Below are 10,949 nucleotides of genomic sequence, written 5' to 3'. Positions count from 1 at the left end.
AAAGCCTCCCTGGTGAAATTAGCGCTGTGGAACCACCCGATCCCATCCCGAACTCGGAAGTGAAACGCAGCTGCGCCGATGGTAGTGTGGCTCAAGCCATGCGAGAGTAGGTCATCGCCAGGGTTTATACCCAAAACCCCGCTGCTCACGCAGCGGGGTTTTTCTTTGTGCGCAGGAAAATGCAGCTGCCGGAATGCACCGGTAGATCCACGCCATGCGTGGATACGTGCATGGGCCTGCGCAATGGACGTGTCGAGGTTGCCGGCCAGCACCCGGCACTACCGGTGATGGGGCCATGCAATGCATCCGGTGGTGGTATCGGTAGGTCCACGCCATGCGTGATGCGTGATGCGTGGTGTGGGCATGCGCACTGCGCGCGGCGTGGTTGCCGGCCAGCGGCCGGCACTACCAAAGGATCGATACCACCGGGTCCTGTGCCTCCCGTGATCCGTCACGCAGGACACATAAAAAAGACGGCGCCCTGCGGGCGCCGTCTTCACATGGCTCGTGTTGAAGGCCGGGATCAGGCGACCAGCGCCCCGCCCTGTGACTCCTGCCGACGGAACACCGACACCGCATCATCCAGCGTTCCCGCCTGCGACTGCAGCTCGCGTGCTGCGGCAGTTGCTTCCTCCACCAGCGCAGCATTCTGCTGCGTGGCCTGGTCCATCTGCACCACGGTCTGGTTGATCTGCTCGATACCGATTGACTGCTCCTGCGACGCCGCGGATATCTCGCGCATCAGGTGGCTGACATTCTCGACACCCCCCACGATCCCCTGCATGCGTTGGCCGGCATCCGCCACCAGCTGGGCACCTTCGCCCACCTGGCGGCCGGCTTCGTCGATCAGCTTCTTGATCTCCTGGGCCGCCGCCGCCGAACGCTGCGCCAGAACCCGCACTTCACTGGCCACCACGGCGAAGCCTCGGCCCTGCTCGCCGGCGCGCGCCGCCTCCACGGCGGCATTCAGCGCCAGGATGTTGGTCTGGAACGCGATGCCGTCGATGACGCCGGTGATGTCGCCGATCCGCTTCGACGCGCCCTCGATGGCCTGCATGGTGTCGACCACCCGCCGCATGGCCAGGTTGCCGTCGCTGGCCGCGTCCTGCGTGGAGGACGCCAGCGCGCTGGCCTCCCGCGCATGGGCGGCGTTCTGGCGCACGGTGGCCGTCAGTTCCTCCATGGAGGCCGCGGTTTCCTGCAGATGCGCCGCCTGCCGCTCGCTGCGCTCGGACAACGCGCCGTTGCCGGCAGCGATCTCACCGGCCGCGGTACTGATCGACGATGCGCAGTCCTGGATGCGGCCGACCATGCGTGCCAGCTGTTCCGCCGTGGCATTGGCGTCGCGCTGGATGGCAGCGAAGGCGCCGTGATACTCGCCGTGCATGCGCCGATCCAGGTCGCCGTTGGCCAGTGCCGAGAGCATCTGCCGCACTTCGTCGATGGTGCGGCCCAGCGTATCCAGCAACTGGTTGATGCCACCGGTCAGGCCATCGAGGAAGCTCGCCCCTTCGGTGGCCTGCAGGCGCTGGTCGAGATCACCGGCGGCGGCGGCAGCGACGATGCCGGCCACGGCGTTCTCCAGCGTGAGTTCGTGGGTCCGATCATGCCACTCCACGGCAAAGCCCAGGCGCGCGCCCTGGTCGTCGAACACCGGTGTGACCACCTGCGCGAAGTGCACCGGGCCGATCTGCACCTTGCCGTTATGCGTGACCTGCAGGCCATTGAGGATGGCGCGGATGCGGTCCGGGTTGGCGTGGAAACGATGGATGCTGCTGCCCACCAGGCGTTCGGCGTCGAAATCGGGGAAGGCCTGTCGCAACGTTGCCTGCTGGTTGCGCAGCAGTGCTACCACCGAACGGTTCACATAGCGGATCACGTGGTCGTTGTCAGCGATCATCATCGCGGTGCGTGAGGCATCCAGCGCCTGGCGGATCTGCGCGTTCTCGGCATGCGCCGCCGCCTCGCGTCCGCGCTGGGCCTGCACGTGGCGCGCAGTGTCGGCCAGGGCGTGGGCCAGTGAACCCGGCGCATAGGCGCTGGTGTCGGCATGTGCACCAAGATCGGCGCCGGTGGCGATATCGCGTGCCAGCGCGGCAAGGCGACGCGGGCCATGCCCAAGTGTCTCGGTCTGCTGGCGAAGCCGCAGCGCGACCTGGCCGAGGAACAGGGTCAGGCCCGCGAACATGCCGGCCTGCAGCAGCGTCGGCCACACTGTGGCACCGCTCAGCAACGGGGCCAGCAGTGCGAGCGTGCCGACCCCACCGGCCAGCCACACCGGCAGCCGATCGCGGTGTCCCAGCAGCACGCCCAGCAACAGGGCAACCGGCAGTGCCGGTGACAGGCCGACGATCGCGCACACCAGCGCCAGTTGCAGTGACAACAGCGAGGCCAGGCCATTGCGGGCGAAGCCATGGCCAGCCTGGGATCCGCCCAGCCACGCCGCAGGCAGCACTGCAGCGGCAGCCAGCACGGCGGCCTGCACCTGTGGACCACGCAGGGCCAGCACCAGGCCAGCCAGGCCCAGTGCTGCGCTGCCGATCAGCAGGCGGCGATCAGCGCGGCGGGCGAGCTGCTGCAGGTGCGGCAGGCGAGCGGTATCGGGGGGACGGGAGAATGCAGCGGACATCGGCGACTCCTGGATCAGCAGACGACAGCGGCCATGCGGCGACGCACGCAGGAGTGCGTGGCCAGGGCATGGACCGGGAATTCGGGGAATGCGACGCAATCAACGTCGCGCAGACGGGGCGCCGTGACCACATCCTGTGGGTAACGGTGCAATGGAGCGGGCATGCGGACTTCCTTGCAGAACCAGACACACGCCGCAGGCCCGACCGGACCTGCGTGCTGCAGGCGCAGCGGCCCGCAACTGATGTATCGGCCGCAACTGCGCAGAGTGAAGTGCGCGGACGCCGCGACTCAGCCGGCGTTGTCGTTGCTGAAGAAGCGCAGGATCACCTCGGCGATCTGCGCCGGATCTTCCATGTGCAGGTGATGGTTGCCGGGAAACACCGCCAGACGGCCATCGCGCAGGTGCTGCAGGCGATCGCTGCGCATCGGCTCGGGATAGTAGGACTGCGCCGGCGTGGCATAGATCACCTGCGTCGGGCAGGCGATGGCCTGCAGCAGGTTGTCGATCTGGCCTTCGCTGAGACGGATCGCTGTAGGCAGCATCAGGCGCGGATCGCTGCACCAGCGGTAGCCACCCTCGACCGGTTCCACGCCGCGCTCGACCAGCAGCCGTGCACAGCGCTCGCTCAGCTGGTTGGTCATCATCCGTGCGCGGATCGGCGCGGCCAGGTCGGGGAACACGCGTAGTTGCTTGCGTGCCAGCCCACGCGTGGCATTCACGTGCTCGCGCAGGCGGTTGGCGGTGTCTTCTTCCGGACCGCGCAGGCCGCCGAGCGCTTCGATCGCCACCAACCGCTCCACGCGATCACTGACCGAGGCGGTGAGGCTGGCGATGCCGGCGCCCATCGAATGGCCGAGCAGGCTGAAACGGTCCCAGCCCAGCGCGTCGGCGACATCGAGTACGTGGCAGATCGCGGCGGCCGTGGTGTAGCTGGCACCGGCCGGCAGATGCGCGCTGTGGCCATGACCGGGCAGGTCGATGGCCACCAGCTGCAGCGAGGACAGGTGCGGGGCCAGTGGCACGAAGCTGGCGGCGTTGTCGAGCCAGCCATGCAGGGCCAGCACGCGTGGGCCGTCGCCGTGGTTGCAAAGGCCGGCGACGCGGGCGCCACCGACCTCGAGCTCAAGCGGCTGCAGGCTCATGCCAGCGAGGCCACGGCCAGTCGCGCCAGGGCGCGTGCGTGCTCCGGTTCGGCGTTGAGACAGGGGATGTAGCGCATTGTTGCGCCGCGCTCGGCCAGCGTCTCGGTGAAGCCCATCGCGACCTCTTCCAGCGTCTCCAGGCAGTCGGTGGCGAAGCCCGGGCAGACCACGTCGATCTGCTTCACGCCGGATTCGGCCAGCGCCCACAGGCTGGGTTCGGCATAGGGCTGCAGCCAGCGCTCGCGGCCAAACCGCGACTGGTAACCCATCTGCCACTCGTCCCTGCCCAGGCCCAGCGCGTTGGCAATGGCCTGTGCGCTGGCTTCGCAGCGCTGCGGATACGGATCGCCTGCATCGGCCAGGCGCTGCGGAATGCCATGGAAGGAGAACATCAGTGTCTGGCCACGACCGTGCTGTTCCCAGTAACGCCGGATCGAGCCGGCCACGGCCTCGACCCAGCCCGGATCGACCGAGTAATCGCGAACCAGGCTGACGGTTACACCCGGGTTCCGGCGCTGCCACGCATCGACCCGGTCTTCGACCGAGGCGGTGGTGGTGGTGGAATACTGCGGATACAGCGGCAGTACCACGATGCGGCGCGCGCCGTCGGCGGCCAGCCGGTCCAGCTCGCTGGCCAGCGCCGGTTCGCCGTAACGCATCGCGTGGCGCACAGTCAGGGTCGGCAGCAGGGCCTGCATGGCCTGCGCCAGCTGGCGCGTATGCACCATCAGCGGTGAGCCGTCGGGCAGCCAGACCTGGGCGTACTTGGCCGCCGAACGGCCGCTGCGCAGCGGCAGGATCAACCCGCGCAGCAGCGGCTGCCACAGCAGCGCCGGGATCGAGACCACGCGGGGGTCGGACAGGAATTCAGCCAGGTAACGGCGTACGGCGGGGGCCGTCGGCGTTTCGGGCGTGCCTAGGTTGACCGCCAGCACGGCGGTATCGGGTGCGTCGAGCATGGGCGGTATTGTCGCCGATCCGGTGCCGCGCCGGGATGCAGGGTTCGGATTGCAGGCATAGCGCGCATCAATGTGAGCAGGGAACGCTCATTGGAGATTCATGACAACACTACTAATTTCAGTCACTTGCTATATCTTCCTATGGACTGACTTCTGGAGCCTGCCATGCGTCGCCCGATCCAAGCCCTGCTGATCGCCGCCAGCCTGCTGTCCAGCCAGGCCATGGCCGGACCGCAGGAAGACCAGCGTGCCCGCAATGCCGTGCGCGTGCTGGCTGAAATCCAGGAAATCCCTGAACAGGGCATTCCGGACAAATTGCTCGACGAAGGCCGCGCGGTCATCGTCATTCCCGACACGATCAAGGCCGGTCTGGTCATCGGCGGTCGCCGTGGCCACGGCCTGATGTCGGTGCGCATGGCCAATGGCGCCTGGTCCAACCCGGTGTTCGTGAAGCTCACCGGGGGCAGCATCGGCTTCCAGGCCGGCGTGCAGTCTTCGGACGTGGTGCTGGTGTTCCGCAACGATCGCAGCCTGGACAACCTGGTCAACGGCAAGTTCACGCTGGGTGCCGACGCTGGCGTCGCCGCCGGTCCGGTGGGCCGCAACGCCGCCGCGGCCACCGACGGCCAGCTGAAGGCCGAGATCTGGTCGTGGTCGCGTGCCCGCGGCCTGTTCGCCGGTGTCGCCCTGGATGGTGCGGTGCTGCAGATCGACGACGCCGCCAACCTCGACGCCTACGGCAGCAACACCACGCCGCGGATGATCTTCGAAGGCCGCGCCGCCGGTTCGCCGTCGATGGACGTGGTCGCCTTCCGCGATCGCCTGGAAGAGGCCACCTACGCTGCGCGCAACAACCGCAGCGGCAACGGCGGCAACGCGCCGCGCCCGGCAGCGGCCCCGGCCGTCGCCCCGGCGCCTGTTCAGGCAGCGCCGGCCGCCCCAGCCGAGGCCACCACCGCGCCGCTGCAGAACGTGCCGCAGAACCCGCCGCCGCAGCAGCAGGGTTTCCAGCCGGTCAACGACGGCGAAATCCGCACGGAAACGCTGGGCGGAAACTGACTTTCGTCACGCGCGCCGGCTAACACCCGGTGCGCTATGCTCGACAGCCTGATCACTAACGTAACGAGCGTCTTTATGGGCAGTTTCAGCATCTGGCATTGGTTGGTCGTGCTGGCCATCGTCCTGCTGGTGTTCGGCACCAAGCGCCTGACCAGCGGCGCCAAGGACCTCGGTTCGGCGGTCAAGGAATTCAAGAAGGGCATGCGCGACGAAGACAAGCCGAACGCGCAGCTGGGCGATGAGTCGCGCAGCCAGGACGCCCCGCGCACCGCGCAGGACGAGCACGACCGCAACGCACGTTGATCCGGAGCGGTTGCGGTGTTCGATATCGGCTTCAGCGAACTGCTGGTGATTGCAGTGGTCGCCCTGGTGGTGCTCGGTCCCGAGCGCCTGCCCAAGGCGGCCCGCTTCGCCGGCCTGTGGGTGCGTCGTGCCCGCAATCAATGGGATTCGGTGAAACAGGAACTGGAGCGCGAACTGCAGGCCGAGGACATCAAGCGGCAGATGCAGGACGTGCGCCAGGGCATGCAGGACACCGAGAACCAGCTGCGCGCCAGCGGCGAAGCGATCCGTCGCGAAGCCCAGCAGGCACAGCAGCAGGGCGATGACCTGGTGCAGCAAGTCCGTGCACCGGCGCCAGCGGATCTGCCGCCGCACATGAGCGCCGCGCCCGATGCGGTTGAACCGATGCAGGACGGTGGTGCCGCCGAGCCGGCTTCGGCCGCGCCCGCTGAAGCCGGTACGCCGCCGCCAGCGCAGAGCACGGAGCGCCAGCCATGAGTGGACAGGATTTCGGCGAGAGCTCGCTGGTCGAACACCTGGTGGAACTGCGCGGCCGCCTGGTGCGCGCATTGCTGGGCCTGGGGGTGGCGCTGCTGGCGCTGCTGCCGTTCACCCAGAAGCTTTACAACGCATTGGCCGAACCGCTGGTCTCGCAGCTGCCCAATGGGCAGACGATGATCGCCACCAATCCGGCCGGTGCTTTCTTCGCGCCACTGAAGCTGACCTTCTTCGTCGCGTTGTTCGTGGCGGTGCCGTGGCTGCTGTACCAGCTGTGGGCGTTCGTCGCGCCGGGCCTTTACGCGCGCGAGAAGCGCCTGGCGGTGCCGCTGCTGGTGTCATCGGTGCTGCTGTTCTACACCGGCTGCGCCTTCGCCTATTTCCTGGTGCTGCCGGCGGTGTTCCACTTCCTCACCACCTTCAGCCCGGACGTGATCGCCATTACGCCGGATGCAAACGCCTATCTGGACTTCGTGCTGGCGATCTTCTTCGCCTTCGGCGGCAGTTTCGAACTGCCGGTGGCGATGGTGATCCTGGTGCTGCTGGGCTGGGTGACGCCGCAGCAGTTCAAGGAAGGCCGTGGCTACGCGATCGTCGGCATCTTCGTGGTGGCGGCGGTGCTGACCCCGCCGGACGTGGTGTCGCAGCTGATGCTGGCGATCCCGATGTGCCTGCTGTACGAGCTGGGCATCCACGCCGCACGCTGGCTGGTGCCATCGTCGGTAGTGAAGAAGCCCGCTGCATGATGCGGTAGCGGCGGGCCATGCCCGGCGTGCCGGGTTCGACGTGATGCCACCGCCGGGCATGGCCCGGCGCTACCGGTGGGACCGGTCAGGCGTGGAACACGTCGCTGGAGGTCGGCGTGGTCGGAATCGGCGGGGCTGCGCGGCTGCCGCGGTGCACGAACATCTGCTTCCAGGCGGCATAGACCGCGCCGACATACAGCGGCATCAGCACCGTGGTCAGCACCAGCTGGGCGATGAAGGCGGCGGCCAGCGGGCCACCGATCAGCATCGCGATCTGGATCACGATCACGAACAGGATGTACATGCAGAACGCGGCGATCAGGCCGAGTGCGGCGAACACGATCATCGCGCCGATGTTCTCGATGCAGCCCTGCAGGCTCAGGCGCAGCGCGTGCATGCCGCTCTGCTTGTCGAACACCACCAGCGCCGGCTGGGTGAACATCGCCAGCGACAGCGCGACCGCACTCAGGAACACCAGCAGCATCCACAGCGCGATGCGCTTGGCCGGCAGGTTGGCAACCAGCGCGGCGGCATCGTCCGGCTTGATCTGCTGGCCACTGCGGCTGATCTCTTCCATCTTGGTCATGACCTCGCTGAAGGCGGTGAAGCCCTCGCGGCCGATCATCAGGAACAGCAGCGCGCCCAGCAGCAGCACCGCCAGCACCTGGATGGCCAGCGGCACCAGCAGGTGACTGACACGGTGGTCGCGGATCGGCTGCAGCAGGTGCGAAGCCAGGCCCGGGCGGCCTTCGTCGATCTCGCCCACGGCATACAGCATGCCGCCGAACATGATCGGCGAGATGGCCAGCGTCATCAGCTGCACCGCCATGCCGGCGGCGCCGGGAATCAGCGTCGACAACAGCGTGACCACCCAGCTCACCAGCAGCCAGGTCAGGCCGATCCGGGCCAGCTGCAGCGGCGCACGCCGGTACAGGGAGAACGTATCCAGCAACCACTGGGCGCCCGCCGAAGCCGGCAGCTTGCGAATCTCTTTCATGGACATCCGGGAAGGACAGGAGGGGGCCGGGCGGCTGCCCGTGCCGCCGATTATCCCTGTTTTGCCATCGGCTGGGCTGAAGACAGCCGCGCCTGGCGGACGAAGCGCCGCAACAGCTGGCGGGCCAGCGGCGCGGCACTGACGGCGCGCTCGATGCTGCGGGCGCAGCCGCCATGGCGGCCGATGCAGTCGGCGCGGGCACGCACGTAGCCACGCATATGGTGGGTGGCGAACTCCGGATGGAACTGCACGCCCCAGGCCTGGCGCCCCCAGCGGAAGGCATGGCAGCCGTCCAGCGGCGAACGGGCCAGCACCTCGGCCCCGTCGGGCGCGCGCAGCACGGTCTGCAGATGGGTGGCGTGGGCGGCGAAATGCTGAGGCAGGCCTTGGAACAGCGGGTCCTGCGCGGCCTGCGGCTGCAGTTCCAGCTCGATCGTGCCGGACTCGCGGCCGGCCGGGTTGTAGGCCACCTCACCACCCAGCGCATGTGCCAGCAGCTGATGGCCGTAGCAGATGCCGAACACCGGCAGGTCGTCGTGGGCGGTCTGGCGCAGCCACGCGGCGCTGCGCTCGCTCCAGTCGGCATGGTCGGTGACGAAGGCGGCCGAGCCGGTCACCAGCACGCCGGCGAAGGCGTGCGGATCGGGCAGGGCGCCACCGTGCTCGACATCGACCACCACGGTCTCGTGTTCCTCCAGCCCGGCGGCGACGCGGATCCAGTGCGGGAAGCGCCCGTAGCGGCGCAGCGACGGCACCGGGCGGCCGGTTTCAAGGATCAGGAACGGGGCTGGGTTCATCCGGGGGCGGCAGGACTGACAGGACTTCCTCGATTGTAGTCAGCCCCTGCGCCACCTTTTCAAGCCCGGCCTGGCGCAGGGTTCGCAGCCCTTCAGTCCGCGCGGCACGGGTGAAACCGGCCAGGTCCATGTCGGCGCGGATCTGCCCGCGCAGCCGCGAACCCAATGGCAGCAACTCATACAGGCCGATACGGCCGAGGAATCCGGTGCGCCGGCACTCCAGGCAACCGACCGGCCGACAGGGCGTGGCGGCATCTGGATATGCGGCATGGCTATCAGCCAGCACCGCCCAATCGGCCGCGCCAAGGCTGTGCGGCTGCTTGCAGTGCGGGCACAGCGTACGCACAAGGCGCTGGGCGAGGATGCCGTTGAGGGTGCTGGCCAGCAGGTAGTGCGGCACGCCCAGGTCGAGCAGGCGGGTGACCGCCGATGGCGCGTCGTTGGTATGCAGGGTGGACAGCACCAGGTGCCCGGTCAACGAGGCCTGCACCGCCATCTGCGCGGTTTCCAGGTCGCGGATCTCACCGATCATGATGATGTCCGGGTCCTGCCGCAGCAGGGTGCGCACGCCGCTGGCGAAGTCCAGGTCGATGTTGGTCTGCACCTGCATCTGGTTGAACTCGGGCGCGATCATCTCGATCGGGTCTTCCACCGTGCATACGTTCACGTCCGGGGTGGCCAGCCGCTTCAGCGTGGAATACAGGGTGGTGGTCTTGCCCGAGCCGGTCGGGCCGGTGACCAGCACGATGCCGTGCGGGCGCTCGACCAGCGCATTCCAGCCAGCGGCTTCCTGCGGGCTGAAACCGAGCTGGTCGATGCTCTTGAAGGCCGCGTCCGGGTCGAAGATGCGCATCACGCACTTCTCGCCGAAGGCGGTGGGCATGGTCGACAGGCGCATTTCGACCTCGCGGCCCCCCGGCGAGCGGGTCTTGATGCGGCCATCCTGCGGACGCCGGCGCTCGGCCAGGTCCATGCGGCCCAGCACTTTGATACGGCTGACCACCGCCGTCATCACCGCCGGCGGCACTTCGAACACCTTGTGCAGCACGCCGTCGATGCGGAAGCGCATGCGTCCCATCTCGCGGCGTGGCTCCAGGTGGATGTCCGAGGCGCGCTGTTCGTAGGCGTACTGCAGCAGCCAGTCGACGATGTGCACGATGTGCTGGTCGTCGGCATTCACGTCGCCGGTGCGGCCCAGCTCGACCAGCTGCTCGAAGCTGGGCAGGGTGGTGCTGGCCTCGCCGCGCACATCGCCACGGGCGCCGCGCACCGAGCGCGTCACCCCGTAGAACTCCATGGTGTAGCGATGCAGGTCCAGTGGATTGACCACCGCCAGCTCAATGCGGCGGCGGGTCAGGTGCTGCAGGTCACGACGCCATTCCTGCACCAGCGGCTCGCTGGTGGCCACCAGCACGCGCTCGGCGTCCACTGCCAATGGCAGGAAGCGGTGGCGGCGGGCGTAGGCATGCGACACCAGCGCGGTGACCGCGGCGACGTCCACACGGGTCGGATCGATGCGCAGGTAGCGGCTGCCGGTGCGCTGCGCCAGCCACTCGGTCAGGCGTTCCAGGGTCAGTTCGCCGCCGCCGGTGGCGGCCAGCTTGAGGTTGGACAGCAGTACCAGCGGATGCACTTCACTGGCGTTGCGCGCGCCCTGTGCGGAAAACCGCATGCGCTCGCGGTCCTGCTCGGCCACCAGTCCATCGGCGGCCAGGGCCGCGGCAATCTGCTCGAAATGCAGCCGTCCCCAGGGCAGCGGGACGCCGCCCGCCTCGCCGGGCGTGCCTGCCGGCAGCCGATGTTCCATCTGCCTGCTCCTCCCGGGTACGGAATGCCC

10 protein-coding genes and 1 rRNA gene are annotated in these 10,949 nt (G+C 68.2%); 5 read left to right on the top strand and 6 right to left on the bottom strand.

Features of this window, described 5'->3' with window-relative positions:
- The first annotated feature begins 8 nt into the window (after window positions 1–8).
- Window positions 9–123 (top strand): 5S ribosomal RNA (rrf, locus tag V3B41_RS06020).
- A gap of 400 nt (window positions 124–523) precedes the next feature.
- Here the strand turns inward: rrf and V3B41_RS06015 are convergent.
- From V3B41_RS06015 to hemH, 3 genes are all read right to left on the bottom strand, one after another.
- On the bottom strand, window positions 524–2,629 hold the full coding sequence (locus V3B41_RS06015; protein ID WP_329860431.1) for a methyl-accepting chemotaxis protein: 2,106 nt from the start codon (window positions 2,627–2,629) through the stop codon (window positions 524–526).
- Between the two features lie 290 nt (window positions 2,630–2,919).
- Window positions 2,920–3,774 carry an alpha/beta hydrolase gene (locus V3B41_RS06010; protein WP_049430281.1) on the bottom strand — a complete coding sequence of 285 codons (855 nt, stop codon included), beginning with the start codon at window positions 3,772–3,774 and terminating at the stop codon, window positions 2,920–2,922.
- Complete coding sequence (hemH, locus tag V3B41_RS06005; RefSeq protein ID WP_049430280.1) at window positions 3,771–4,733, bottom strand: ferrochelatase; 963 nt, start codon at window positions 4,731–4,733, stop codon at window positions 3,771–3,773. The genes V3B41_RS06010 and hemH overlap by 4 nt, the downstream gene beginning before the upstream one ends.
- Window positions 4,734–4,898: 165 nt before the next feature.
- Between hemH and V3B41_RS06000 the strand changes: the two genes are divergently transcribed.
- The 4 genes from V3B41_RS06000 (at window position 4,899) to tatC (ending at window position 7,318) form a co-directional block, all read left to right on the top strand.
- A complete protein-coding gene (locus tag V3B41_RS06000; RefSeq protein WP_049430279.1) occupies window positions 4,899–5,792 on the top strand; it encodes a YSC84-related protein in 894 nt (297 codons plus the stop codon).
- 75 nt (window positions 5,793–5,867) lie between these two features.
- A complete protein-coding gene (gene tatA, locus V3B41_RS05995) occupies window positions 5,868–6,095 on the top strand; it encodes a Sec-independent protein translocase subunit TatA (protein ID WP_049430278.1) in 228 nt (75 codons plus the stop codon).
- A gap of 15 nt (window positions 6,096–6,110) precedes the next feature.
- Window positions 6,111–6,572 (top strand): Sec-independent protein translocase protein TatB, encoded by a 462-nt coding sequence (tatB, locus tag V3B41_RS05990; RefSeq protein ID WP_049430276.1) that lies wholly within the window; start codon window positions 6,111–6,113, stop codon window positions 6,570–6,572.
- A complete protein-coding gene (gene tatC / locus V3B41_RS05985) occupies window positions 6,569–7,318 on the top strand; it encodes a twin-arginine translocase subunit TatC (RefSeq protein ID WP_049430274.1) in 750 nt (249 codons plus the stop codon). The genes tatB and tatC overlap by 4 nt, the downstream gene beginning before the upstream one ends.
- An 85-nt stretch (window positions 7,319–7,403) precedes the next feature.
- Here the strand turns inward: tatC and V3B41_RS05980 are convergent, their stop codons facing one another.
- The 3 genes from V3B41_RS05980 to V3B41_RS05970 are packed head-to-tail and all read right to left on the bottom strand — an operon-like array spanning window position 7,404 to window position 10,919.
- Complete coding sequence (locus V3B41_RS05980) at window positions 7,404–8,315, bottom strand: BPSS1780 family membrane protein (protein ID WP_005411674.1); 912 nt, start codon at window positions 8,313–8,315, stop codon at window positions 7,404–7,406.
- Window positions 8,316–8,365: 50 nt separating this feature from the next.
- The gene (locus V3B41_RS05975; protein WP_049430273.1) at window positions 8,366–9,112 is read right to left on the bottom strand and encodes a glutamine amidotransferase; all 747 of its coding nucleotides are present in this window, start codon (window positions 9,110–9,112) and stop codon (window positions 8,366–8,368) included.
- Window positions 9,084–10,919 carry a GspE/PulE family protein gene (locus tag V3B41_RS05970; RefSeq protein WP_100443728.1) on the bottom strand — a complete coding sequence of 612 codons (1,836 nt, stop codon included), beginning with the start codon at window positions 10,917–10,919 and terminating at the stop codon, window positions 9,084–9,086. The genes V3B41_RS05975 and V3B41_RS05970 overlap by 29 nt, the downstream gene beginning before the upstream one ends.
- Between the last annotated feature and the right edge of the window lie 30 nt (window positions 10,920–10,949).

The sequence above is a fragment of the Stenotrophomonas sp. SMYL89 genome (assembly GCF_036319985.1).
Taxonomy (GTDB): Bacteria; Pseudomonadota; Gammaproteobacteria; order Xanthomonadales; family Xanthomonadaceae; genus Stenotrophomonas; species Stenotrophomonas maltophilia_Q.
This window is presented reverse-complemented; position numbering and strand designations above follow the sequence as displayed.